This is a genomic window from Paraconexibacter sp. AEG42_29, assembly GCF_040581415.1.
Lineage (GTDB): Bacteria > Actinomycetota > Thermoleophilia > Solirubrobacterales > Solirubrobacteraceae > Paraconexibacter.
Window position 1 is genome coordinate 731,381 of sequence record NZ_CP114014.1, and the last position, 24,227, is coordinate 755,607.

A 24,227-nucleotide genomic window follows, 5' to 3' on the forward strand; every position below is an offset into this window, starting at 1 on the left:
GATGAGTGGTCAGGCGCCGCGATCGAACAGGCTGGGTTGACCGAGGCTCTGGGGACGGGTCTCCCACACGTCGGACGCCCGGGCGAGCATCGTCACGTGCTCCGGCCAGGCGGCCAGACCCGACCCGCCGCGGAAGTTCACGCGCCCCGTCTCGCTGACGGAGCTGATGACCAGCGACGCGGGCAGCGGACGTGGTCGCGGGTCGGCCAGGAACGGGATGTCGTCGTCCTCGTCCCGATGCGGCCCGCCCCCGCGGCGGGCGACGCCGACGAGGTCGCCGTAGGCCGGCCGGAGCAGCTCGAGCGAGCCGACCCGCCCGCGGCTGACCAGCACCCCGATGAGCGCGGAGGCCACGCGGCGCGTCGCGCGCCACGGGGCGAGGCGCCACTGGTGACCGAGGTCGTGGAGGTACTCGAGCTGGCCCGCGGTCGGCGGCAGGGCGGGGTTCAGGGTCAGCGTCGGTGCCAGCGCGTCGAGCAGCAGGGCCGCAGCGACGTCGTGCGGGGTGTCGTCCGGCAGGTCGACGCCGGCGTGCGCGGCGAGCGCGACCTGCTCCGGGGTGGGAGGTCCGTACGACACGGCAAGCAGCCGTGCCGGCTCACGCCAGTCGGGAAACGGCATCGCGGTCCCGATGCTGACCGGCAGCGGCACCGCCGTCAAGGCCCGCCGGTCCCGCCCGCGGCCGCCCGGGCCGACGGCCGGTCGATGCTCGCGGCTCGGCCGCCGGGATCGACGGGCCGCTCGCCGTCAGGAGTAGAACTCCAAGGCGTTCTCGAGCAGGCCGAAGTAGTGATCGATCACCCGGTCGGACCCCGGGTTCACCCACGACACGTTCAGCTGGCTGTCGTTCCCGGGCGACTGGAAGGCCTTCAGCTCGTCCAGCGTGCCGCCGGCCCGCAGGTCGGGGACGACCGTGCGTGCGCGGCGAACACCGCCGCGGACCAGGTCGATGACGACGGCGTCGCCGAGCTCGGACAGCTCCACGCGGACGCGCCGGCCGTCGGGCAGCTTCGTCTCCGACGTGGCGACGAGCGCCCCGCTCGGGAGGTTGCGTGCGGCCGGCCCGTCGACCGTCTTCGGCTGCGGGGGGACGCCGCCCACGTCGAGCTCGGCGCGCAGCTGCAGCTCGCGGTCCAGGCCGGTGCCGGCCGCCCGGGTCGCCGGCCGCGGGAGCGTGACCGGGCCGAACCAGCGCAGCGTCGTCGGCGACGGCGTCCCGCCCGCGCGGGCGAAGCCGGCGGACGCGCCCGGCATCAGGACCAGCGCCAGCAGGTCACCGGCGTCGGCCCGCAGGGCGGTCGCGAACCGGTGCGTTCCGGTGTCGGGCGCCTCCTCGGTCTGCGAGCGCTGGATCTGCAGGTAGGCGTCGCCGCGCCGGCGCAGGACCTGCAGCGCGAGGCTGCCGCGGGCGCCGCGGACCGTCCACGCCCGGATGGCGCCGTCCTTGGTCACCTGGACCGCGCGGCCCGGAAGCGCGAGCTGCATGATCGAGCAGCTGGGTGCGCCCGCGCCCGCCGCGGCCCCCTCGCAGTCGAGCGTCTGCACCTCGCCGGCGGTGAGCGGGCTTCCCAGGGCGACGAGGCCGTCGCCGACAGGCGGGGCGGCGGTGTCGGGTGCCGGTGTAGTCCGGCCGCTCCCGGCGCTCGCGCGGTTGCCGCTGTCGCCGTCGTCACCCGAGCCGGCGACCAGGACGCCGGCGACAACGGCAGCGGCGACCGCGAGGGCGGCGATCGCCCGCCTGACGTGGCGGCGGCCTCCGGACGACCGCGCGCCGGGGGACGCACCGGATGCTGCAACGGCCCCCGCGCCGCCAGTCGCACCGGCACCGGCACCGGCAGTCGCACCGGCACCGGCACCTGCAGTCGCACCGGCACCTGCAGTCGCACCCGCGGTCGCAGCGCCACTCGCAGTCCCACCGGCAGCGCCACTCGCACTCGCAGCCGTACCGGCAGCGCCATCGTCACTCGCGTCCACGCCGCCGGCGCCACCACTGGCAGGAGTGGCCGCGGCAGCGATGCCGCCTCCGCCGGTCGCCGGGACGACCGTCGGCGCCGCGCCGCTGACGTCGACGGGTGCCGCCGTGACCGCGCCGCCCGACCCCGCGCGGTCGGCCCCCGCGGACGTCCGGGGTGCGCCGAGTGTCCGGCCGTCCTCGCCCAGGGCCGCGATGATGTCCGCCACCAGCGCGGCGGCGCTCGCGGGGCGGGCGGCCGGGTCTTCGCTCAGCGCGCGAGCGAAGACCGCGTCGAGTCCCCGCGGCAGGTCCGGCCGCCGCTCGCCGACCGGCGGCGGCGCCTCGCTGGTGATCGCGTAGAGCACGGCCGCGTCGGTCGGGCGCGGGAAGACGACCTGCCCCGTGAGGGCCTGGAAGGCGATCGCCGCGAGCGCGTAGCGGTCGGTGGCGGCGGCCGGCTCCTCGCCCCGGACGGTCTCGGGCGCGAGGTAGGCGAGCGTGCCGGCGAGCTGGCCGGTGAGCGTGAGCGACTCCTCGCCCGGCCCGCGCGCGAGGCCGAAGTCGGTCAGGTACGCGCGGTCGCCCTCGGTCAGGACGTTCCGCGGCGTGACGTCCCGGTGCACCGCGCCGGCGGCGTGGGCATGGTCGAGCGCGTCCGCCACCTGCCCCAGCAGCACGAGGGCGCGCGCGACGGGGAGCCCGCCCTGCAGCAGCTGCGAGAGCGTCGGGCCCGGGACGTGGCGCATCGCGAGGTAGGGCCCGTACGCGGAGTCGCCGACAGCGAGCACCGGCACGATCGCGTGGTGCTCGAGGGTCGCGTGGACGCGTGCCTCGCGCGCGAACCGCGCGGCGGCGGCGGCGTCGACCGCCAGCCCGGGCGGCAGCACCTTGACGGCGACATCGCGTCCCGTCGCGCGCTCGGTCGCCAGGACGACGACGCCGGCGCCCCCGCGGCCGATCTCGCGGACGACGACGTAGGGACCGATGGCGGAGCCGGGCGTGAGCATGGTCGATCCGGGCGCGCGACCGACGGGTCCGCTGTCCTCCGGCGGGCGCAAGCCTACCGCCCGCCCTGGCGCCCGCTACGGGCCACGGACCCGGTGGCGATCGTCGCGCTCACGCGAGCCGCTCCCGGACGACCAGCAGCAGCGTCGCGCCGATCATGACGCGATCGCCCAGCCCGAGCGCCGTGATCCCGGTCACGCGCTCACCGTTGACGAACGTCCCGTGCCGCGACCCGAGGTCCTGCAGCGCGATCGCTGCGTCCGCCGCCCAGACCTGCGCGTGCCGCCGGGACACGAGCGGATCGCCCACCCGCGGGCGGCAGCCGCCCGCCCGGCCGATCGCGGCGCCGGGCACCAGCCGGTGCTCTCGGCCGCGGACCGGGGACAGCTCGAGCAGGGCGACGGGGGCAGCAGACACGCCCGCCGGACCGTAGGCGCAAGGGCGGCTCGCGGACACCGACCCCAGGGATGAGGTCTCCAACCCCTGCTCGATGTGCCATCAGGCGCCACATCGGGACCTGGTGGCACATCGAGCGCGATGGACCGACACCCCCGCCTGCTCGATGTGCCACTACACGCCACCCGCGCACGTGGTGGCACATCGAGCGCGATGGACCCGTGCAAGACAGCGGCATGGAGGCCGGCCCCGACCGGTTCCGCGCGTGGGGGATCCGCCCGCGCGCGACCCCGGCTGCCGTCAGCCGAGCAGGTCGCGCGGCGTCACGAGCCCGGTCGCGATCGCCCGCCGCGCGAGCTCCGCGCGCTTGCGGTTCTGGGCCAGGTCGTCGACCCCGAGCTTGTCGAACAGCGCGCGCAGGTGGGTCTTCACCCCGGCGACCGAGAGCACGAGCTCGGCAGCGATGTCGGCGTTGGACGCCGGCATCGCGGTGTCCCCGCCCGCCGTCAGCAGCGGGCGGCAGAGCGCGCGCAGCACGCGTCCTTCGGCCGGGGTCAGCGACGCGACCGCGGTCGCGTCCTTGGCGGTCACGGTCACCCCCGCCGCGTCCTCGGCGACCGGGAGGCGGAAGACCAGCACGGTGCGGCCCACCCGGACCACGTCACCGGCGTGCAGGGGGCTGCGGCCGTGGACGCGCGTGTCGTTCAGGAACGTGCCGTTGCGCGAGAGGCCGTCGTCCACCAGCGACCAGACACCGCCGTGGCACTCCAGGCGTGCGTGGGCGCGGCTGACCTCCGGGTCCCAGTCGAGCGCGGCGTCGCACTCGGGGGCCCGGCCGATGATCGCGCCGCGGGCAGGGTCCAGCGGCAGCAGGCGCAGCGACGAGGCGCCGTCGCGCAGCAGGAGGTAGGCGGCGAGGTCGCGGTCGACCGCCAGCACCTGCTGCAGCTCCGGCGCGCTGAGGACGTAGGGGCCGAGCCACATGGAGCCATGATCCTGACACGCGCGTCCGACGCCCGCCCCCCGTCGTCCCCCCGTCGTCCCCCCGTCGTCCCCCGGCGTCCCCCCGCCGTCCCACGCGCTCGATGTGCCACCACACGCCACCCGCGCACGTGGTGGCACATCGAGCCGCCGACCCGGCCCCATGGCCGACCCGGCCCCATAGCCGACCCGGCCCCATGGCCGACCCGGCCCCTGGCCGATCCCGCCCCAGCGGCCGCCGCCGGCTCCACCGCCGCGAGCGGCCGAGTGGGCGTCGCCGTCCGCGCGTACGATGGGACGCACGTGGACCCGACGCCCCCGCCGCCCGACGAGCCGTCACCCTGGGCCGCGGTCGACCCCGAGGTCGCCGAGCGCATGCGGCCGCGCATGGGGGCGGCCGTGGACGCCGTGATCGCCGCCGTCCGCGCCGAGGTCCCCGAGTACGACCAGCCGCTCGAGGGCGAGTTCGGCCGGCTCATCTCGCAGGGGGTGACCGCGGGACTGGACCAGTTCATCGCGATCCTCGGACAGCCCGGGAGCTTCCCCGACGAGTCGGTCTACGAAGCGCTCGGCCGGGCCGAGTACCGCGCCGGCCGGACCCTCGACGCCCTGCAGTCGGCCTACCGCGTGGGCGCCCGCGTGTCCTGGCGGCAGGTGGCCGGCCACGCCGAGGAGGAGGGGATGGACGTCGCCACCCTGAGCCGCCTGGCGGAGGCGATCTTCGCGTTCATCGACCGCCTCTCCGCTGCCTCCGTGCGCGGCTACTCGCAGGAGCAGTCGCTGCGCGCCGGCTCGCTGCAGACGCGGCGCCAGGCGCTCGTCGAGCTGCTGGTCGCGGGTCCGGTCACGGACGTCGCCGCGGTGGAGGAGGCGGCGCTGTCCGCCGACTGGGAGCTGCCGGCGTCGGTCGCCGTGCTCGCGGTGGGGGACGCGGACCCCGCGGTGATCGGGCGGCGCATGCCGTCCGGCTCGATCGGTGCGGCCCTGCGGCCGGTCGCGGTGCTGCTGGTCCCGGACCCGGGGGCGCCGGGGCGCCGCGCGCAGGTCCGGCGGGCGCTCCGGGACCGACGCGGCGTCCTCGGCCCGGGCGGGCCGTGGACCGCGGCGCACGTCTCGTACACCCGCGCCGTCTCCGCGTGGCCGCTGCACGCCGCCGGGCACCTGGGCGGGGACAAGCTCGCCGTCGCGCGCGACCACCTGCTGCCGTTGCTGCTCAGCGCGGACCGGACCCTCACCGAGGACCTGGTCCAGATGCGCCTCGCGCCGCTCGACGGGCTGACCGACGCGGCCCACGCCCGCGCGATCCAGACGCTCGAGGCGTGGCTCGACGCCCACGGGGACGTGAGCACCGCCGCGGCCGCGCTGCACGTCCACCCCCAGACCGTCCGCTACCGGCTCGGCGGCCTGCGCGAGCGGTTCGGGGACGCGCTGGAGGACCCGCGTCAGCTCCTGGAGCTGCGCCTGGCCCTCCGCGCGCGCGACCTCGTCGACTGACGTCAGACGGCGGGTGCCGGCTTCGCGGCGCCGCCGCCGGGGAACGCCAGGCGCGTGATCTTCGACAGCACCTGCAGGTACTGCTTCGGCAGTGGGCCGCTCGTGTACGGCAGGTCGTAGCGCTCGCAGATCGCGCGCACCCGCGGGCTGATCTCGGCGTAGCGGTTGGACGGCACGTCCGGGAACAGGTGGTGCTCGATCTGGTGCGACAGGTTGCCGGCCATGATGTGGAACAGCTTGCCGCCGTCGAGGTTCGCCGACCCCGCGAGCTGCCGCAGGTACCAGCCGCCGCGGGTCTCGTCGGCCAGGTCCTGCTCGGAGTACTCGAACGTCTCCACGCCGTCGGGGAAGTGGCCGCAGAAGATGATCGCGTAGGACCACAGGTTGCGGGCCAGGTTCGCCGTCAGGTTGCCGGTGAAGACCGCCGGCGCGGCCGGGCCGGCCAGCGCCGGGAACAGCGCGTAGTCCTTGAACAGCTGCCTGCGGGCCTTGCGCAGGAAGCGCTTGAGGTCGACCTTCGCGGTCTCCGGGTCCTTGTTGCCGCGCTTGACGTCGTGGATGCCGACGTCGTGCAGCGCCACGCCCCACTGGAACAGCAGCGCCAGCGCCACGTTGTACACGGGCTGCGCGAGGTAGACCGGCTTCCACGGCTGGGCCGGGTCGATCCGCATGATCTCGTAGCCGAGGTCGCGATCCTTCCCGACGACGTTCGTGAACGTGTGGTGCTCGAAGTTGTGGCTGTGCTTCCAACCCTCGGCGGACGACACGTTGTCCCACTCCCATGTGGACGAGTGGATCTCCGGGTCGCGCATCCAGTCCCACTGGCCGTGCATGACGTTGTGCCCGATCTCCATGTTCTCGAGGATCTTGGCGACGGTCAGCGCGGTCGTCCCGACGACCCAGGCGGGCGGGAACAGGCCGAACATCAGCGTCCCGCGGCCGGCGACCTCGAGGGCGCGCTGGGTCGCGATGACCTTGCGGATGTACTGCGCGTCCTGCTCGCCGAGGTCGGCGGTGACCTCGTCGCGGATCGCGTCGAGCTCACGCCCGATGGTGGCGATGTCCGCCGCGCTCAGATGCGCGAACGGCGTCGGCTTGTCGGTGGCGTCGGCATCGACGACGACATCGACGGCGGGGGCTTCGGTTTCGGTGTACACGGTGCAGGTCTCCTGGAACGTTGGAGTCTTGAAGGGGTCAGAGGTCCAGCTCGACCGCGCCGACGGCGGTCGTCGTGCAGGTGCGGACCATGACGTCGGGCGTGTCGATGACCTCGCCGGTGCGCATGTCGCGGACCGCGCCCGAGCAGAGGCGGCCGATGCACGAGTTGCAGATGCCCATGCGGCAGCCGCTGGGCAGCAGCGCGCCGGCCTCCTCGCCGGCGACGAGGATCGGCGTCGACGCATCGGCGTCGGTGGTCCGCCCGGACTTCGCGAAGGTGACCGTGCCGCCGGTGCCGGTGCCGGCGGCAGCGACGACCGGCTTGAAGCGCTCGACGTTCAGGCGCTCGGGGACGCCGGCCGCCGCGTAGGCGTCGCCCAGCGCGTCGAGCAGCCCGGCCGGGCCGCACGCCCACGTCTCGTGCTCGTGCCAGTCCGGGACCAGGTGCTGCAGGCGGCCGGTCGAGAACACGCCGTGCCGGTCGTCGTGGTGCTCGTGGAGCGTGAACCGGTCGTGCCGGGCGTCGAGGCGACGGAGCTCGTCGCCGAAGATCGTGTCGGCCGCCGTCGGGGCGAGGTGGACGTGGGTCACGCCCTGCAGTCCGGCCCCCGCCGCCGTCAGCGACCGCAGCATCCCCATCGCCGGCGTGATGCCGCTGCCCGCGGTGATCAGGAGCACGCGCTCCGGCCGGGCCGCCGGCAGGACGAACTCGCCCGCGGGCGGACCGAGGCGGACGACCGTGCCCGGCCGCGTGTCCCGCACCAGATGGCGGGACACGAAGCCGTCGGCGGTGGCCTTGACGGTGATCGCGATGCGGTGGTCGGCGCGACCGGGGACGCTGGTCAGGGAGTACGTGCGCCAATGGCGCACGCCGTTGATGTCGACACCGACCCGGACGTACTGGCCAGCGGTGTGCAGCGGCCAGTCGGGCCCGACCTTCAGCCAGATCGTCGCGCTGTCCGCCGTCTCGGGGATGACCGCGTCGACGCGCCCGCGAGGCTCGCGGGTGGACCACAGCGGGTTGATGTACGTGAGGTAGTCGTCCGGCAGCAACGGGGTCGTCAGCGCCGTGGCCGCGCGGAGCAGCCGGCGGGCGACAGGCCGCTGGGCAGCGGCGGGGCGGGTGGCCGTGATCGACATGTATGGAGCGTACGATCAAGGTCCCGGTGCGATCTTGCCCGCAGCCTCACGACGTGACACGCAAAACTATTGCCTTTGCCACAGAAATCGCGGGCGCGAGGCGAGCCAGTGTGCCCGCCGTCACACGAGCGTCGGTTCCGCTCAGAGCGGAGTGGCCAGGACGTGCCGGCACTGCGGATCGTCCGGGCCCCAGGGTCCGTCGAGCGCCTCGAGCGCATACCCCGCGTCGCGCAGGACCGGCAGCGCGTCGGCGTGCGTGTCGTGCAGCTCCACGACGACGATCGGCCGGTGCGTCCGCAGCGTGTCGCGGGCGCCGCGCAGGACGTCCCCCTCGGACCCCTCCACGTCGAGCTTGAGGACGTCCGGGGCCGGGGCGCCCGCGGTGACCACCGCGTCGACGGTCGTCGTCGGCACGGTGATCGTCGCGACGGCGCCGCCCGGGTTCCCGCGGCTGGCCAGGTGCGACCAGCTGGCGTCCTGCACCACGTAGAGCGCCTCCGTCCCCTCGGTGAGCGCGACCGCCTCGGCGCGGACCTCGACCCGGCCGTCGAGCCCCGACCGCTGCGCCGCCTCCTGCACCTGCAGCGCGAGGTCCGGGACGGGCTCGAAGGCAAGCACGCGGCCCGCCTCGCCCGCGAACCGCGCGCACAGCAGGCTGAAGAAGCCGACGTTCGCCCCGATGTCGTACACCGTCGCCCCCGGGGCGACCGACCGCCGCAGCGCCTCCTGGACCGGGACCTCCAGGTCGCCGTCGAGGATCAGCAGCGCGTGCGCGAAGCCGGGGGTGACCGCACGCGCCGGGAAGCGCAGCCCGATGGCCATGCCGCGCAGCACGGCGACCTCGCCGCGCTGCATCAGCCCGGTCAGGCGCGCGGCACGGCGCGGCGGGAGGTGCCGCGAGACGCGCAGCACGGCGGTGCGGTCGCTGCGCCCGTGCTGGGCGACGAGGTCCGGGGTGTCGGCGGCGGCCATCGCGACATCGTCGCGCGTCGGCGGGACGGCGTGCGGTCCCGGGGACGCCGTGCTCAGCCTGGTTCCGCCGATCGATCCGTGGGTCCAGGCTCAGCGGCGCGCCGGAAGCGTCCGGTCGAAGGCGAGCGTCGCCCCGCCCATCGTGACCCTGATCCCGTAGCGGCCCGCAGCCAGGCTGCGGGGCACCGTGACGCGGACGACGCGCTCGCCGCGGAACACCGTGACCGTGCGCGTCAGGACCACTCGTCCACGCCGGCGCAGCTGTACCCGGAGCGCCTCGCGCCGGCAGACGGTGGCGCGGACGGTCAGGCGCCGGGCCCCGGCCGCGGTCCGCAGGAACCCACCGAACTTCAGCCGGGTCGTGCAGGCCTTGCCGGTCCCGGCCGACGGGGCGAGCGCCGTCGCCGTCGTGGTCGCCGCCGGCGGCCCGGCTGTCGTGAAGGACCAGCTGCGGGTGAACTCGCGATCGCCGCCGGTCGTGCTCACGCGCAGGCGGAGCGCCGCGCGGTAGGTGGTGCCCGCGGCCAGCGGCGAGCGTGGCAGCAGCTGGGCGCCCGCCGGCAGGTACTGGCCCACCTGCGGGCTCGTGCGGTCGAACGTCAGGAGCGTGACGGGCCCGGCGGGGCCGGTGAGCGACGCGGACACCACCTTCGTCGGGGTCGACCACGCCACCCCGGGGCCGCTGGCCAGGACGTAGAGCGTCGGGCCGGTGGTGATGCCCTGCGCCAGGCCGACGGTCTGCCCCGGGGTGAACGGCCCCTCGCGGGCGACCTCGGAGGTCCGCCAGCCGCGCGTCCCGTCGCCCGGATAGGTGTAGAGCGTGTCCACGGCCGCCGGCGGCCGCCCCAGCGACGCCAGGGTGCTGGCGCAGCCGTAGCCCTCGTTCTCGGACGCGCCGAGCCGGTCGATCTGCGGCGACAGCAGCTGGTGCAGGTGGATCGGCGCGGTCTCGAACGGGTTGGCGGACGCGGTCCACGTCGTCCCCTGATAGAGGACGGACGTCCGCGCCGCCGCGTCCCCGGCCACCGAGTAGCCGGGCTGCGCCGGGTCCTCCCGGTGGTCGAGCGACCGGTTCAGCGCGCTGTAGCGGTTGTGCCGGGCGCAGCCGTCCGAGAGGGCGGGGTCCTCGGCGATGTCGGCCGGGAAGCCGTGCGCCGCCCGCTGGGCGTTGAGGAACCCGACGATGTCCCGGCCGCTGACGTCGGCAGCGGCGGACGCCGGGCCGCAGAGCGCAGCCAGGGCGAGGGCGACCGGGACCAGCCGGCGGAGGGACGGGACGGACATACGTGCCCTATCGACACCGCGCGCCGCCCGGTCGATGCGGTCGCGGTGCCGCGCCGTGCCGTCAGGTCCGCATCGTGCCGCGCAGCGCGGCCAGCGCGATCGCCGTCGCGATCAGCAGCAGCACGAACAGGCCGAAGCCGGCCACGCCGAAGATCGCCAGGACGAACGTGACGGCGGAGGCGAGGCCGAGGCCGCCGGTCGCCATCGTGAGGGTGAACGCGCGGGATTCCCGTTGCCGGCGGGTGAGGTTGCTCATGCGCAGGTTGTAGCGGACCGGCCACCACGGGGGCGGAGCATCCGGGCGCGACGGCCGCCTGTCGACACCCCCCGGACGGCGGGGCGACGGCTCGGAATCGGCCCGTGCGGGCTACGCTTGGGGCGCGCGTGCGCTGCGGGACGGTGTGCGACGTGTCCACGACCGATCGATCGCGAGACCACGCCACATGAGCACTGCTGACCCGATGCAGCACCTGACCCCTGCCGACCTGGACGCGCTGGCCGCGGAGCTGGACGCCATCGCGGACGGCGTGCGCGCCGACCTCGGCGCCCGTGACGCCGCCTACATCCGACGGGTCATCGCCGCGCAGCGCGGCCTCGAGGTCGCGGGACGCGGTCTGCTCCTGTTCAGCCGCAAGCGGACGGCGCTCGTGCTCGGGACAGCGGTGCTCGCGGTCGCGAAGGCGATCGAGAACATGGAGATCGGCCACAACGTCATGCACGGCCAGTGGGACTGGATGCAGGACCCGTCGATCCACTCGTCGACCTGGGACTGGGACGCCGCCTCGACCGCCCAGTCGTGGAAGTACTCCCACAACTACCAGCACCACACGTACACGAACGTCCTCGGGAAGGACCGCGACCTCGGCTACTCGGCGATGCGGGTCGACCCCGAGCAGCCGTGGCACCCCGTCTACCTGCTGCAGCCGATCTACGGCGTGCTGATGGCCGCGACCTTCGAGTGGGGCATCGCGCTCTACGACATGGAGCTCGACGCGGTCCGCCGCGGCGAGAAGTCCAAGGAGCAGGCCCGCGCCGAGGTCGTCGCCTTCCTCCAGAAGGCCGGACGGCAGCTCGCGAAGGACTACGTCGTGTTCCCCGCGCTGGCCGGGCGCCGGGGCTTCAAGAAGGCCGTGCTCGGCAACGCGACCGCGAACGTCGCGCGTAGCGCCTGGGTCCACACGATCGTCTTCATGGGCCACATCCCCGAGGGTGCGCACACCTTCACCGAGGACCAGCTCGAGGGCGAGAGCCGCGGGGCCTGGTACGTCCGCCAGCTGGTCGGCTCGTGCAACCTGGAGGGCTCGCCGCTCTTCCACCTGATGACCGGCAACCTGTCGCACCAGATCGAGCACCACCTGTTCCCGGACCTGCCGTCCTCGCGCTACGCGGAGATCGCGCCGCAGGTGCGCGCCGTCTGCGAGCGCTACGGCCTGCCCTACCTCAGCGGGCCGCTCGGGCGCCAGTACCGCTCGGTCGCCAAGAAGATCCTGCGCCTGTCGTTCCCCGGCGGCTCCGCGGTGGCGAAGGTCGCGCCGACCGTCCCGCCGCAGCGCACGGCACCGGTGCCCGAGGCGGTCCCCGTCCCGGCCTGAGGAACCCTGCCGGCCGGCGCGGCCCGGCCGCCTGCGCTCAGGCGCCGAAGGCGGACGCCGGCAGCACGTAGCGCACCGGCGGGCGTGCGGCGGACGCGGCCGCGTCCGTCACCCGGCGGCGGTGCAGGCCGGCCGCGGGTCCGGCCGAGGCGCCGGTCTCCGGCTGGCCGTCGTGGGCCAGGATCCAGTCGATGACCGCGGTCGCATCCTCGCCCTCGGCCATGATGGCCGCCCGGGCGATCGCCCGGCCGCCCGAGGCGTGCCGGCGGGACAGGCGGCCGACCAGGGCCCGGATCTCGTCGTCTTCCACTGCCGCCGACACTACTCGACGCTCGCACCCAGGCCGGATTTCTGTGTGTGGCTGGGTCTGCCGCCGCCGGCTCAGAGGCGCAGGTGCAGCTGCAGCGCCGGGCCGAACCGCGTGGGGACCGAGTCCAGCAGGACGAAGCCGTGGCGCTCGTAGAAGCCCAGCGCGCCCGGGCCCGAGACGACGAACACGCTCGATGCGCCCGCGGCCCGCGCGCGCTCGACCGCGTCGAGCAGCAGCACCCGGCCCAGGCCGGACCCGATGTGCTCCGGCTCGACGAACAGGGCGTCGAGCTCGCACTCGCCCTCGGCCACCGGCAGCAACGTGGCGAAGCCGACCGGCCGGTCCGCGTCGGCGGTGACCACCCGCACGCGCCGCTCGGCGATCGCGCGGGCCGGGACGCTGATCGCGTCGGGGTGCGCCTCCAGGACGGCGCGGTCCTCCTCCCAGACCGCCGCCGACCGGCGCTGCAGCGCCTCCAGCACCGACGCCTCGCCGGGGCGCGCCTCGCGCACGCGGCCGACCGCCGTGCTCACGCAGCGTCCTCGCCGGCGGCCTTCCGCGCGGCGCGACCGGCCTTGCGGCCCGCGGGCACCGGCGGCGCCGCCTCGCGGATCTCGGTGAGGAGCCGCTGCGCGAAGGCCTTGTGGTCCTCGCCCGGCTGCAGCTGGCCGCCGGCGGGCGGGAAGAACGCGACGTGGATCCGCGGCCGCGTGAACGGGCCGCGCACCAGGTCCACCGTCCCGGTGACCCGGCAGGAGACGACCTGCGCCTCCGGCACGTTCTGGGCCAGGCGGCCGATGCCGCTGCGGGCGCGCAGGACCTTTCCGCGCGTCAGCGTCCCCTCGGGGAAGATCCCGATGCACGCGCCGCCGCGGAGCTCCGCCGTCGCCGCGTCAAGCGCGCCGACGTCGCCGGCGCCCCGCTCGATCGGGATCTGGCCCATGCCGTCCAGGATGTGCCGCAGCCCGGGGCGCTTCCACATCGACGCCTTGGCGAGCGCGCGGATCTGGCGGCGCGGCCGGCCGGCGACGCCGATCGCGACCGGGTCCCAGTGGCTGTCGTGGTTCCCGGCGAGCAGGACGGGCCCGTCCTCCGGCAGGTGCTCGAGGCCCTCGACGGTCAGCCGTCCCCACCAGCGGACAGCTGGGCTGCAGGCGGTCATCGCGAAGCGGTACGTCTTCGTGAACTGCTCGATCGGTGCCACCCCGCGACCCTACGAGAAGGCGTCGGCCCGCTGCCGTCAGCCCGCCGCCTTCAGCCACGTCATCGCGAGCGTGGGGGTGGGGGAGACCCGCGTCGCCGTGCCACCGCCCGCACGCATCCGGTACGTGCCGGCCAGGCTGCTGAACGCGACCTGGTCGCCGTCCGGTGCCCACGCCACGGCGAACGCCTGCGGGTGCAGGAGGCGCGGCGTCGCGCGACCGGTGAGCGCCACCTGGTAGACGCCGGTGCGCACGAGCGTGCCGGGCGGCGGGAGCTGTCCCGGCGCCGGGTCGCCGGTGAACACGGCGCTGTTCCCCGCCGGCGACAGGGCGAAGCTCAGCGCGCACGGGAGCGTCCCGCCGACGGCCTCGTAGAGCAGCGTGTCGCGCGTGCCGTCGAGGCGGACGCGTCGCAGGGACGGGCACGCCACGAAGTCGCCGGTGGTGGGTGCGCCGGCGTAGACGAACGCCCGCCCATCGCGGGTGAAGCGCAGGTCGAACGTGTGCCGCAGGCGCGTGGTGACGCGGGTCAGGCCGCGTCCGCTGATGTCGGCGACGTACGGGAACAGGTTCAGCCGCCCCGGTTCCGCGTCGCGGAACGCGGTGAGGGCCAGCCGGCGCCCGTCCGGGGAGATGTCGAGGGAGTGGATGACGATGCCGCGGAAGTCGATGCGGCGGATCACCCGCCCGCGGCCGTCGGCGATCGTGACGTCCCCGTCGGTGCCGCTCGAGAGCGCCATCAGCCGGCCCGAGCGCGAGCTGCCGATGATCGTCGCGCGGCGGTCCTTGATGACGGACGGTGCGCCGGTCAGCGGCTGCAGCACGAGGTTGCTCGCGTTCGGGAACGCGAGCCGCCCGTTCTTCGCGACCGCCGCCGCGGGTGCGATCAGCCCGCTGCCGGCGGTGACAGCGGTGACGGCGGCGACGGTGGCGGCCACCCGGGACCGACGCCCCCCCGTCGGCGCGGAGATGCGACAAGCGACACCCAGGTCGACGCGCATCGCGTCCCGGCCTCAGTGTGACGAGGTCTCGACGGGGAGCGACTCGGTGGCGACGTCGCCGCTCATGCCGATGTACGCGAACTGCGCCGGGTCCAACTGCCGCGTCGCTGCCTCGTACTCGCGCATGTACCCGGGCCAGTTCGCGACGATCCGCCCTTCGTCGGTCCGGTACCACGAGTCGCACAGCGTCCACGCCGTGCCGGCGAACTGCTGCTGCAGCGCGGCGTCGCTCGCGGACTCGACGTCCGCACGGACCATCAGCGCCCGGGCGCCGCGGTCACGGACGGTCTCCAGCGCCTGCCGGATGTACTGCGCCTGCGCCTCGAGGTAGACGATGATCGACCCGCCCGAGGTGTTGGTGTTCGGCCCGTACATCACGAACAGCGAGGGGAAGCCCGGCATCGAGATCCCGAGGTGCGCGTGCGCGCCGCCCTCCCAGTCGGTCGCGAGGTCGCGCCCGTCCGTCCCGGTCACCTGCATCGGGAACATGAAGTCGTTCGTGCGGAACCCGGTGCCGTAGATGATGCAGTCGACCGGGTGCTCGCGCCCGTCCTCGGTCCGGACGCCGGCGGGGGTGAGGCCGGTGACGCGGTCGGTGACGAGGTCGACGTTCGGCCGCTGCAGCGCCGGGAGGTAGTGCGAGCTGAAGAGCACGCGCTTGCAGCCGAACGTGTAGTCCGGCCATGCCTTCGCGCGGACCTCGGGGTCCTTCAGCTGGCTGCGCATGAACGACGCCGAGCGGAAGTACACGAGGCGGCCGAGCGTGTTCGGGTGCCGGATGGCGGCGGTCAGCACCTCGCCGTAGTGGTAGAGGAAGCGCCGCCGGGCGGACTGCAGGCCCGGGATCCGGTCGATCGCCTTCATCGCGAGCGCCGGGTAGGGCCGGTTCTTGCGATTCAGGAACCAGTTCCCGGACCGCTGGAAGACGCTGAGCGCCGCCACCTGCTTGGCGATCTCCGGGACGAACTGCACGGCGCTCGCGCCGGTCCCGATGACGGCGACGCGCTTGCCGGTCAGGTCGTACTCGTGGTCCCACTCGGCGGAGTGGAAGCTGTGGCCCTCGAAGGACTCCGCGTCCTGCAGCCGCGGGAACGCCGGCTGGTGCAGCTGCCCGGTCGCGAGCACCACGGCGCCGGCGTCGTACGTCCTGCCGTCCGTGGTGGTCACGGTCCACTGCAGGTCCTCGTCGTCCCACACGCAGCTGCTCACGGTGCTGCCCGGGACGGTGATGCGGTCCAGCCCGTACGTGCGCGAGACGCCCTGCAGGTAGCGCAGGATCTCCTCCTGGGGCGAGCACAGCCGCGTCCAGTCGCGGCGCTGCGCGAACGAGTACGAGTAGAGGTGGCTCGGGACATCGCACGCCGCGCCGGGGTAGCTGTTGTGGAACCACGTGCCGCCCGGCTCGGTCGCCTTCTCGAGGATCGTGATGTCGCTGAAGCCGTGACGCTGCAGCTCGATCGCCGCGGCGATCCCCCCGAAGCCGGCGCCCACGATGACGACCTTCGACTGCACGTTGGCGTACACGCCGTCAATGTACCGATGGGCCCGCCAAGCGGCGACGGCGGCGCCCCGTACGACCGGTGACAGGCATTGTGAGAGCTTCGTGAGATGTGTAACCCGGACCGCACCGGGGCCGTTTACCTCCGTGTTACCTTCCCGATCATCACCCCCTCCAAGGAGAACTTCCTGATGCACAGCCGTCGCCGCCCCCGCGCGCGCACCCTCGTCACGCTGGCCTGCCTCGCCGGTGTCGTCCCCGTCGCCGGCGTCACCTCGACGACCGCCACCGCCGCCACCTACACCGCGTCCAAGGCTGCAACGTGCTCGCTGTCGACGAAGGACGGCACCAAGAAGGGCGGGTACTTCACCTCGCTCAAGGCGACGGGCCTCAGCTGCAGCTCCGCGAAGTCCGTCATGAAGGCGCACGACAAGTGTCGCCTGAAGAAGGGCCGCAAGGCGACCTGCACCCGGGTCAGCGGCTACAAGTGCACCGAGAAGCGCGGCGCGTCGATCCCGACCGAGTACTCCTCGACCGTGACGTGCAAGAAGGGCTCCAAGAAGGTCGTCTACAGCTACTCGCAGGACACCGCGTAGCCCGCAGCATCACCTGACGCGGAGCGCCGCTCCGCGACGGTCACCGCGCGTCCCGGACCTGGTCCGGGGCGCGCAGTCTGCGTTAAGCGGCGGGTGAGGCGGCCGCCGCGGGGGCGACGGGTGCCGGGTCGGTGACCGGCGGCGTGGCCGGTGCGGGCTCCGGCGTCGGCGTCGGTTGCGGGGCGGGGGTGGTCGCCGGCGGGTCCAGCTGCGACGGCGCCTGCGGGGCCGGCTCGGTCAGCGGCTTGAACGGTGCGAGCTTCTCGACGGCACGCTGCAGGTAGGGCGCGAGGGTCTCGCCGAAGGCCCGCGTGATGTGCCCGGGGTCCTTGAAGACGAGGACGCCACCGATCACCGGAAAGCAGAACCGGCTGGAGCAGAAGAAGCTCGTCAGGTCGACCGCCATGTAGCGAGGGGACTTGAGGCGGCGGACGGCTTCGACCGCTGGGTCGGGCTTGACCGAGAAGCTGCGCGGGATCGCGCAGGCGGTACCGGCCCGCTGCTTCTTGCGCACCGCGCCCGCGACGCAGGCCGCGGTCTTCCCGGTGGCGCGCGGGGTGTCCTTGATGACGACGACACGCGTGACGGAGGCGGGCAGCGCGGACATCTGGTTCATGTAGCCGCGGACCTTCGCCTCGTACTGCCCGCGCTTCTTGGAGTCGGTGACGCGGACCTGGATGTGCTCGGACAGGAAGACCGTCGACACCTCCTTGTGCCGCCGGAACCAGGCCTGGACCTGCGGGTTCCACTTCACGCACGCGCGCCGCGTCGACTCCTCCAGGACGGGTGTGGTCGTCGAGAACGGGCAGCTGGAGCGCGTCAGCGAGTACCCGGTCCACTCGCGGGCCTTGGCGAACGGGTCCAGGGCCGCGCGCCAGTGGGCGGCGTGGCTGTCCCCGACCAGCGCGATGGTCCCGGCGGCGCGCGCGGCCTCGGGCGGCGTGAAGCCGAAGCTGCAGACGAACGGCTTGCTGATCAGCGAGACCGTCACGCACTCGGCGTTCGGCTCGATCAGGGCGTTGTCCGGCGTCGGGGTCACGCGGAACCGCAGCGCGGAGTTGCTGCACGGGTGCAGCAGGTCCCGCGCGGCCGCGCCGAAGCACGCCGGGGCCTTGGGCGGGGGGCCGGACTCGCCGGCGGCGGCCAGGGCCGGGGCGGGGGAGCCGACGGACAGCGCGAGCAGGATGCCGGCACCCGCCAGCTTGAGCGCCGGGTGCGGCCGCGGGGTGCAGCGGCCGCGGCCCGGAGCGCGCGTGGACGCGATCCGAGCGAGCAGAGAGGCGTACATGTGCGTCGAAACGCTACAAGACGCCTCGGAGATGCGGCGCGCTTGCCGCCGGGCGCCGCTGCGACGCGTCACCTTTGACGGGGCGCGCGCGTTGACGGGACCGGAAACGCCGGTCGTCTCTATGATCCGGCGCTGGCCGGGCGGCGCCCTTCCTCGCCCCCACGCCCGCTCCCGCGCCCCAGAAGCCGCGCCCGGCGCCTCCGCGTCGCTCGCGAACGAGCTCCCGCTGATGCTCTTCCCCACCACCCAGTTCGCCATCTTCTTCCCGATCGTCCTGGCGATCTCGTGGGCGTTGATGTCGCGGCCGTCGCTGTGGAAGCCGTTCATCGTCATCGCGAGCTACGTCTTCTACGCGGGCGCGAACCCGCGGTTCTGCCTGCTCCTGGGCGGCGTGACGATCGCCAATCAGCTGTTCGCGAAGTGGATCCACCGCACCGAGGACGACGTCGCCCGCAAGCGCCTCGTGGTGACGATCGTCGTGATCGACCTCTTCGCGCTGGGGGTGTTCAAGTACTACTCGTTCTTCGTCGAGAGCCTCGCCGACGGCCTGGACTCGATCGGGCTCGGCATGCCGCTCCCGCTGCTGACCATCGCGCTCCCGGTCGGCATCAGCTTCTTCACCTTCCAGGCGATCTCCTACGTGGTGGACGTGTACCGCCGCGAGGTCGAGCCGTCGCCGACGATCGACGTCGCGCTGTACCTGAGCTTCTTCCCGCACCTCGTCGCCGGCCCGATCGTCCGCGCCAAGGAGTTCCTCCCGCAGCTGCTGAAGCCGGCCAACCCGAAGCGGGTGGCGGTCGGCGCCGGCATCTCGCTGATCGCGCTCGGCCTCATCAAGAAGGTCGTCATCGCGGACTACCTCGCGCGGTCGGTGGCCGACCCCGTGTTCGGCGTCCCGCAGGGGTACGGCGCGCCCGACGTCCTGCTCGCCTCCTACGCGTACACCGCGCAGATCTACTGCGACTTCTCCGGCTACACGGACATCGCGATCGGCCTGGCGCTGCTGATGGGCTACGTCTTCCCGCAGAACTTCAACAGCCCCTACAAGGCGACCGGCTTCCAGGACTTCTGGCGGCGGTGGCACATGACGCTGTCGCGGTTCCTGCGCGACTTCCTGTACATCCCGCTGGGCGGCAACCGCGGCGGCAAGTGGTTCATCTACCGCAACCTCATGCTGACGATGTTGCTCGGCGGCCTCTGGCACGGCGCCGCGTGGACGTTCGTCATCTGGGGCGGCCTGCACGGCCTCTACCAGGTGCTCGAGCGGATGTGGGGCGGGCGCTACAAGCTGCCGGTCTTCGTCCGCTGGTTCGTCACCTTCCACGCCATCGTCCTGGGCTGGATCGTCTTCCGCAGCCAGAGTCTCGGGGAGCTCGGCGACTTCCTGACGGGCTTCACCCAGGGCGGCGGGCTGACGCTGCTGACCCCGGGCGTGGCGCTGGCGATCGGCTTGACGATCGGCCTGCAGCTGCTGCCGACCGGCCTGCTGCAGAAGGCCACCATCTGGTTCGAGGGCCGACGCCCGCTCGTGCTCGGCACGAGCTTGGCGCTGCTGATCGTCGCGACGGCTGCGACGATCTCGAGCCAGGGTGTCGCCCCCTTCATCTACTTCAGTTTCTAAGCGGCCGTAAGAGGAGCATCTTCCGATGGCAGACGACGACGCGCTGATGGACCGATTCGAGCAGAACTCGCGGCGCTTCAACGCGCGCGACGCCATCATCACGGTGTTCGTCTGCGCGTTCGTGCTGGTCCTCATCAACGGCAACTCGATGAAGAACGCCGGGGAGCGGCTCGAGCCCGGCGTCCAGCGGACGGCGATCCTCGCGGTCGCCAAACCCGCGGGCTGGCTCGCGGACCAGCTGCCGTTCCACGACGTGGCGCACGACCTGACCGCCGGGCTGTCGCCCGACGAGGAGCTCAGCAAGAAGGGCGGCTTCGACCAGGCGCCCGCCGCGGGGGCCGCGAACCAGGTCCCGCTCGTCACACCTGCCGCCTTCGACCCCGCCGCCATCGGCGCGAAGCCCGCGGCGAAGCTGCCGCTCAAGAAGCTGCTCGTGACCGGCGACTCGCTGTCGGACCCGCTCGACAAGGTGATGGCGCGCGACCTGGCCTCCGCCGGGGTGGACGTCGACCGCAAGCCCGTCCTGGGCTCCGGCATCTCCAAGACGGATCTCGTCGAGTGGGGCCGGCTGTCGGCGACCCAGAAGGAGAACATCGATCCCGACGCGGTGATCATGTTCATGGGCGCCAACGAGGGCTTCCCGATGAAGAACGCCGCCGGCAAGGACGTCGAGTGCTGCGGCGCCGACTGGGCGGCGATCTACGCCAACCGCGTGCGGCAGATGATGAACACCTACCGCGCGGGCGGGAAGACGCACATCTACTGGGTCAAGCTCCCGACGCAGCGCCAGGCCGCCCGGCAGAAGATCGCCAAGGTCGTCAACGCCGCGATCGAGGTCGCCGCGCAGCCCTACCGCAACCAGGTGACCGTCTTCGACACGCTCCCGACGTTCACGCCCGGGGACAAGTACCGGGACGCGATGGACATCGACGGCAAGAAGACGATCGTCCGGCGCGAGGACGGCATCCACCTCAACGACGAGGGTGCCGACCTGCTCGGGGAGCTGCTCATCAAGCAGCTCCAGCAGCACTTCGACTTCTGAGCGCTCGAGCTCGCCGGGCGCTCGGCCCGGCGCGCTCGCTCAGCCCGGTAGGCGACCGTCGAACCGCGGCAGCCCGTCGTCCGGGATCGGCTCCCACGGCGCGGCGTTCGCCACGAACTGGCGGGCCTGGGGCCGCACCCCGGGGTCGCCGTCGATCGCACCGAGCCGGACGACGACGACGGCACCGGTATCGCGGTCGGCGGCGAACAGCGCCGACCCGCAGTCCCGGCAGAAGCACTTGAGCAGGCCGTCGCCGGCGTCCCACCGCCCGACGCGGTCCTCGCCCTCGACGATCGTCGCCGAGCCCGGCTTGACGCGGCCCGAAGCCTGCGCCGCGGTGCCGCTGCGCCGCTGGCAGCGGGTGCAGTGGCAGTAGGCGGCCGCCTCGAGCGGGGCGTCGATCGCAAGGCGGACGGCGCCGCAGCCGCAGCCGGCGGTGAGTGTGGGTGAGGACATGGGGTGACGCTACCCGGCTACGGTTCGAGCCATGTCCACCAGCGAGAAGCCCACCGTCGACGTCCCCGTCGGCACCGACCCGTCCTACCAGCTCGAGCTCGAGGACCTGGTCGTCGGCGACGGCGACGAGGCCGTCTCCGGCCACACCGTCGAGGTGCACTACGTCGGCGTGTCGTGGTCCAGCGGCAAGCAGTTCGACGCGTCGTGGGACCGCGGCGACACGTTCAAGTTCGGCCTGGGCAAGGGCCAGGTCATCAAGGGCTGGGACGACGGCGTGGCCGGCATGAAGGTCGGCGGCCGCCGCCGCATCACGATCCCGCCGATGCTCGGCTACGGCAAGCGCGGCGCCCCGCCGGTCATCGGCAAGGACGAGACGCTCGTCTTCGTCGTGGACCTCATCGCGGTGCGCTGACGAGGTCCCGCAGGGCGGCGGAGAGGCGCTCGCCGTCGTCGTCGCCGCCCCGGGTCGTCGGGAGGACGTTCACGGGACGCGGCCGGCGATCGTGCCAGAAGCGGCCGCTGGTCCGGCCCGGCTCCGCGGCGGCGCCGAGCCAGACGATCGTGTCGGCGCCCTGCTCGGGGGTCCGCAGCACGGGCTTCAGCAGGCTGTGGAAGCGCGGCAGCGACGTCTCGACGCCGGGGGTGTCCGCCCAGCCCGGATGCATCGCGTGGACGGTGACGCCGGTGCCGCGCAGCTGGTCCGCCCACCACTCGGTCAGGACCACCTGCCCGCGCTTGGTCCGCGCGTAGACCGCCGGGGCGGCGTACTCCATCCGCGCGGTCTGCAGGTCATCCAGGCGCAGCTTCTGGCTGTACATGCCGCCCGAGGACACGGTGACGATGCGGGCGGGGGCGCTTTCGACGAGCAACTCCCTGAGCCCCTCGGTGAGCGCGAACGTCCCGAGCAGGTTGGTCGCGAAGGTCAGCTCGTGACCGTCGACCGACAGCTGACGCGTGTCGCTCATGACGCCGGCGTTGTTGACGAGCACGTGGATCGCCGCCTCGTCGCGCTTCAGCGTGTCGACGGCCGCCTGCACGGAGTCCAGCGACGCGAGGTCCGCGAGGACGATCGCCACGTCCTGGTTGCCGGTGGCGGCGACGATCTCCCTGCGCGCCGTGTCGGCCCGCTCCTGGCTGCGCCCGACGAGGACGACGCGGGCGCCGAGCGCCGCGAACCGCTCGGCGGCGGCGCGGCCGATGCCGCCCGTGGCGCCCGTGACGACGACGGTGCGGCCCTCCATCTGGGGCAGGTCATCGCCGCGACCCGGCCAACCGCGGCGCCGCAGCTCGTAGCCGACGCGGGAGTAGCCGGGGGCGACGGTGAGGTCGAGGGCGCGGTCGAGGACGGAGGCGATCACATCTGGTTGTCCGGATGGGGGAGGCGGCCGGATCAGTCGCCGGCCGGGGCCGGCCGGGGGGTGGGACGCCGGCTGGCGATGGTCGCGGGGCCGTCGTGTGTCGCTCCGGGAGCAGCGGACGGGCCTGCGGGTCAGGCGGGGGACAGGCCGCGGACCAGCAGGCGGACGACCGCTCTCAGGCGGCGGCGGTAGGCGTCCGGGGTCAGTGCGGCGTCCGTCTTCGCGCCGTGGGCGCCGTCCAGGATCGCCTGTGCCGCGGCGGGGGCCGACAGGCCCGCGGCCTTGAGATCGAGCTCGCCGGCCTTCGCGGCGGCTCGCAGCGTCGCACCCAGCAGCGCAAGCGTCTGGGCGTGGGCCGCCGCGACGATGTCCGCGGAGACGCGGCCCCCCTCGGCGAGGATCTCGGCGCCGTGCGGCGACCCGTGCGCGAGTGCGACGAAGCCGCCGAACCGCGCTTCGAGCATCGCCAGTACCCGCGCGCCGACGTCGGCGTGCTCGGCCAGCGACGCCGCGCGCATCGCCTCGAGCGCGAGGTCGTGCTGGTGCTGGGCCAGCGCGCGGAACACCTCCTCCTTCGTGCCGAAGTGGAAGTAGATCGTCGCCCGCGAGCAGCCGGCCGCTGCCGCGATGTCGTCCATCGACGTGCGGCGGTACCCGTAGGCGGTGAAGCGGCTCAGCCCCGCCGCGAGGATCGCCACCCGGGTCGCCTCGCCGCGCGCGGACGCGACCGGTGACGCGCCGGCGGGCGACGTGCCCTGCGGTGCCATGCCTCAGCCGGACCGGCCGGGACGCACGAACTGCGTCGCCATCATCCGGTCCCACACCCGCGGCGGCATCAGGCGGGCCGGCGGGATCAGCAGGTGTGCCGAGGCCGTGACGCGGTAGCGGATCTTCGGCCGCTTGGCGGTGATCGCGCGCTCGATGGCCTTCGCGACCGTCTCCGGGCCGCCGCCGAGCCGGGCGGCGGGGCCCTCCTCGTAGATCTCCTTCGTCGCCGTGGCGAGCGCCGCGTTGAACTCGGCGTAGGGCCCCTCGTCCGGGCTGGACGGCATCGCGGCCGCGGCGGTCTCGGCGAAGCTCGTGCGGATCAGGCCGGGCTGGATGATGACCACGTCGATGCCGAAGCCGGCGACCTCGAAGCGCAGCGCGTCCGACAGCGAGTCCACCGCGTGCTTGGTCGCGTGGTAGACGCCGCCCCCCGGGAACGTGAAGTTCGCGCCCATCGACGAGACGTTGATGATCTTCCCGCTGCGCTGCGCGCGCATCCCGGGCAGCGCGAGCTGGCACATGCGCGTGAGGCCGAAGACGTTGGTCTCGAACTGCCGGCGCAGGTCCTCTGGCGTCACGGTCTCCAGCGCGCCGGACTGCGAGTAGCCGGCGTTGTTGACGAGCACGCCGACCGCCCCCTCCGCGTCGACGACGTGGTTCACGGCGGCCTGCATCGAGTCCTCGTCGGTGACGTCGAGCGCCAGGAGCCGGCATCCCTCCGCCTCGAGGCCGGCGAGGCTCTCGAGCCGGCGGGCGGTGGCGTAGACGGTGTGCCCGCGCCGGGCCAGGTGCGAGGCGGTCGCCCGGCCGATGCCGGTCGAGCAGCCGGTGATCAGGACGGCGGCGGAGGGTGTCGGCATAGCGACAAACTGACATCTTGTGCGCAGAACGTCAAGTTGTCGGAAACGTCTGACGAGATGGGCGGGTCCGGAACGACCGAAGCCCCGCCGGAGGCAGGGCTTCGCGCGAAGCGGAGAGGGCGGGATTCGAACCCGCGATGGAGCTTTCAACCCCATACCCACTTAGCAGGCGGGCGCCTTCAGCCTCTCGGCCACCTCTCCGTGCGCCGCGAAGTGTAGAGCAGCGGGCCGCCCGGGCGCAGGACGCGACC

25 protein-coding genes and 1 tRNA gene are annotated in these 24,227 nt (G+C 73.7%); 6 read left to right on the forward strand and 20 right to left on the reverse strand.

Annotated elements, in window-relative coordinates:
* Positions 1 to 9 precede the first annotated feature (9 nt).
* From DSM112329_RS03480 to DSM112329_RS03495, 4 genes are all read right to left on the reverse strand, one after another.
* Positions 10 to 621, reverse strand: coding sequence for a hypothetical protein (locus DSM112329_RS03480; protein ID WP_354700420.1), 612 nt, complete (start codon positions 619 to 621; stop codon positions 10 to 12).
* Positions 622 to 747: 126 nt separating this feature from the next.
* Positions 748 to 2,961 (reverse strand): serine/threonine-protein kinase, encoded by a 2,214-nt coding sequence (locus tag DSM112329_RS03485; protein WP_354700421.1) that lies wholly within the window; start codon positions 2,959 to 2,961, stop codon positions 748 to 750.
* Positions 2,962 to 3,070: 109 nt separating this feature from the next.
* On the reverse strand, positions 3,071 to 3,376 hold the full coding sequence (locus tag DSM112329_RS03490) for an FHA domain-containing protein (RefSeq protein ID WP_354700422.1): 306 nt from the start codon (positions 3,374 to 3,376) through the stop codon (positions 3,071 to 3,073).
* A 279-nt stretch (positions 3,377 to 3,655) separates the two neighbouring features.
* The gene (locus tag DSM112329_RS03495; RefSeq protein WP_354700423.1) at positions 3,656 to 4,339 is read right to left on the reverse strand and encodes an FHA domain-containing protein; all 684 of its coding nucleotides are present in this window, start codon (positions 4,337 to 4,339) and stop codon (positions 3,656 to 3,658) included.
* Between the two features lie 300 nt (positions 4,340 to 4,639).
* Here DSM112329_RS03495 and DSM112329_RS03500 point away from each other — a divergent pair, with 300 nt between their 5' ends.
* Entirely contained in the window at positions 4,640 to 5,830 is a 1,191-nt protein-coding gene (locus tag DSM112329_RS03500; RefSeq protein ID WP_354700424.1) for a helix-turn-helix domain-containing protein, read from the forward strand.
* 2 nt (positions 5,831 to 5,832) lie between these two features.
* Here the strand turns inward: DSM112329_RS03500 and DSM112329_RS03505 are convergent, their stop codons facing one another.
* The 5 genes from DSM112329_RS03505 to DSM112329_RS03525 form a co-directional block, all read right to left on the reverse strand.
* On the reverse strand, positions 5,833 to 6,906 hold the full coding sequence (locus DSM112329_RS03505; RefSeq protein ID WP_354702435.1) for an acyl-CoA desaturase: 1,074 nt from the start codon (positions 6,904 to 6,906) through the stop codon (positions 5,833 to 5,835).
* A 118-nt stretch (positions 6,907 to 7,024) separates the two neighbouring features.
* A complete protein-coding gene (locus tag DSM112329_RS03510; protein WP_354700425.1) occupies positions 7,025 to 8,128 on the reverse strand; it encodes a ferredoxin reductase in 1,104 nt (367 codons plus the stop codon).
* A gap of 141 nt (positions 8,129 to 8,269) precedes the next feature.
* Positions 8,270 to 9,100 carry an FkbM family methyltransferase gene (locus DSM112329_RS03515; protein ID WP_354700426.1) on the reverse strand — a complete coding sequence of 277 codons (831 nt, stop codon included), beginning with the start codon at positions 9,098 to 9,100 and terminating at the stop codon, positions 8,270 to 8,272.
* Between the two features lie 90 nt (positions 9,101 to 9,190).
* Positions 9,191 to 10,384 carry a hypothetical protein gene (locus DSM112329_RS03520; protein ID WP_354700427.1) on the reverse strand — a complete coding sequence of 398 codons (1,194 nt, stop codon included), beginning with the start codon at positions 10,382 to 10,384 and terminating at the stop codon, positions 9,191 to 9,193.
* Positions 10,385 to 10,445: 61 nt separating this feature from the next.
* Complete coding sequence (locus DSM112329_RS03525) at positions 10,446 to 10,640, reverse strand: hypothetical protein (RefSeq protein ID WP_354700428.1); 195 nt, start codon at positions 10,638 to 10,640, stop codon at positions 10,446 to 10,448.
* A 187-nt stretch (positions 10,641 to 10,827) separates the two neighbouring features.
* Between DSM112329_RS03525 and DSM112329_RS03530 the strand changes: the two genes are divergently transcribed.
* Positions 10,828 to 11,976, forward strand: coding sequence for an acyl-CoA desaturase (locus DSM112329_RS03530; protein WP_354700429.1), 1,149 nt, complete (start codon positions 10,828 to 10,830; stop codon positions 11,974 to 11,976).
* A gap of 37 nt (positions 11,977 to 12,013) precedes the next feature.
* Here DSM112329_RS03530 and DSM112329_RS03535 read toward each other — a convergent pair whose 3' ends face one another.
* From DSM112329_RS03535 to DSM112329_RS03555, 5 genes are all read right to left on the reverse strand, one after another.
* Positions 12,014 to 12,286: a hypothetical protein gene (locus tag DSM112329_RS03535; RefSeq protein ID WP_354700430.1), complete on the reverse strand. Its 273-nt coding sequence runs from the start codon at positions 12,284 to 12,286 to the stop codon at positions 12,014 to 12,016.
* Between the two features lie 71 nt (positions 12,287 to 12,357).
* A complete protein-coding gene (locus DSM112329_RS03540; protein ID WP_354700431.1) occupies positions 12,358 to 12,819 on the reverse strand; it encodes a GNAT family N-acetyltransferase in 462 nt (153 codons plus the stop codon).
* Positions 12,816 to 13,490 (reverse strand): lysophospholipid acyltransferase family protein, encoded by a 675-nt coding sequence (locus DSM112329_RS03545; protein ID WP_354700432.1) that lies wholly within the window; start codon positions 13,488 to 13,490, stop codon positions 12,816 to 12,818. The genes DSM112329_RS03540 and DSM112329_RS03545 overlap by 4 nt, the downstream gene beginning before the upstream one ends.
* Before the next feature lie 36 nt (positions 13,491 to 13,526).
* Entirely contained in the window at positions 13,527 to 14,426 is a 900-nt protein-coding gene (locus tag DSM112329_RS03550) for a hypothetical protein (RefSeq protein WP_354700433.1), read from the reverse strand.
* Between the two features lie 75 nt (positions 14,427 to 14,501).
* Positions 14,502 to 16,013, reverse strand: a complete 1,512-nt coding sequence (locus tag DSM112329_RS03555; RefSeq protein ID WP_354700434.1) for an NAD(P)/FAD-dependent oxidoreductase — start codon at positions 16,011 to 16,013, stop codon at positions 14,502 to 14,504.
* Positions 16,014 to 16,097: 84 nt separating this feature from the next.
* Here DSM112329_RS03555 and DSM112329_RS03560 point away from each other — a divergent pair, with 84 nt between their 5' ends.
* On the forward strand, positions 16,098 to 16,583 hold the full coding sequence (locus tag DSM112329_RS03560) for a hypothetical protein (RefSeq protein ID WP_354700435.1): 486 nt from the start codon (positions 16,098 to 16,100) through the stop codon (positions 16,581 to 16,583).
* 82 nt (positions 16,584 to 16,665) lie between these two features.
* On the opposite strand, the gene DSM112329_RS03565 is transcribed toward DSM112329_RS03560, so the two are convergent.
* On the reverse strand, positions 16,666 to 17,871 hold the full coding sequence (locus DSM112329_RS03565) for an SGNH hydrolase domain-containing protein (RefSeq protein WP_354700436.1): 1,206 nt from the start codon (positions 17,869 to 17,871) through the stop codon (positions 16,666 to 16,668).
* 229 nt (positions 17,872 to 18,100) lie between these two features.
* On the opposite strand from DSM112329_RS03565, the gene DSM112329_RS03570 reads away from it, so the two are divergent.
* Positions 18,101 to 19,492 (forward strand): MBOAT family O-acyltransferase, encoded by a 1,392-nt coding sequence (locus tag DSM112329_RS03570; protein ID WP_354700437.1) that lies wholly within the window; start codon positions 18,101 to 18,103, stop codon positions 19,490 to 19,492.
* Positions 19,493 to 19,517: 25 nt separating this feature from the next.
* A complete protein-coding gene (locus DSM112329_RS03575) occupies positions 19,518 to 20,534 on the forward strand; it encodes a DUF459 domain-containing protein (protein ID WP_354700438.1) in 1,017 nt (338 codons plus the stop codon).
* Positions 20,535 to 20,573: 39 nt separating this feature from the next.
* On the opposite strand, the gene DSM112329_RS03580 is transcribed toward DSM112329_RS03575, so the two are convergent.
* Positions 20,574 to 20,990 carry a GFA family protein gene (locus DSM112329_RS03580; RefSeq protein ID WP_354700439.1) on the reverse strand — a complete coding sequence of 139 codons (417 nt, stop codon included), beginning with the start codon at positions 20,988 to 20,990 and terminating at the stop codon, positions 20,574 to 20,576.
* Positions 20,991 to 21,021: 31 nt separating this feature from the next.
* On the opposite strand from DSM112329_RS03580, the gene DSM112329_RS03585 reads away from it, so the two are divergent.
* Positions 21,022 to 21,402, forward strand: coding sequence for an FKBP-type peptidyl-prolyl cis-trans isomerase (locus DSM112329_RS03585; RefSeq protein ID WP_354700440.1), 381 nt, complete (start codon positions 21,022 to 21,024; stop codon positions 21,400 to 21,402).
* Here the strand turns inward: DSM112329_RS03585 and DSM112329_RS03590 are convergent.
* The 4 genes from DSM112329_RS03590 to DSM112329_RS03605 form a co-directional block, all read right to left on the reverse strand.
* A complete protein-coding gene (locus DSM112329_RS03590) occupies positions 21,386 to 22,348 on the reverse strand; it encodes an SDR family NAD(P)-dependent oxidoreductase (protein WP_354700441.1) in 963 nt (320 codons plus the stop codon). The two genes, DSM112329_RS03585 and DSM112329_RS03590, sit on opposite strands and share 17 nt — an antisense overlap.
* Before the next feature lie 131 nt (positions 22,349 to 22,479).
* Entirely contained in the window at positions 22,480 to 23,115 is a 636-nt protein-coding gene (locus DSM112329_RS03595) for a TetR/AcrR family transcriptional regulator (RefSeq protein ID WP_354700442.1), read from the reverse strand.
* 3 nt (positions 23,116 to 23,118) lie between these two features.
* On the reverse strand, positions 23,119 to 23,976 hold the full coding sequence (locus DSM112329_RS03600) for an SDR family NAD(P)-dependent oxidoreductase (protein ID WP_354700443.1): 858 nt from the start codon (positions 23,974 to 23,976) through the stop codon (positions 23,119 to 23,121).
* 111 nt (positions 23,977 to 24,087) lie between these two features.
* Positions 24,088 to 24,177 (reverse strand) — tRNA-Ser (locus DSM112329_RS03605).
* Positions 24,178 to 24,227: the final 50 nt, after the last annotated feature.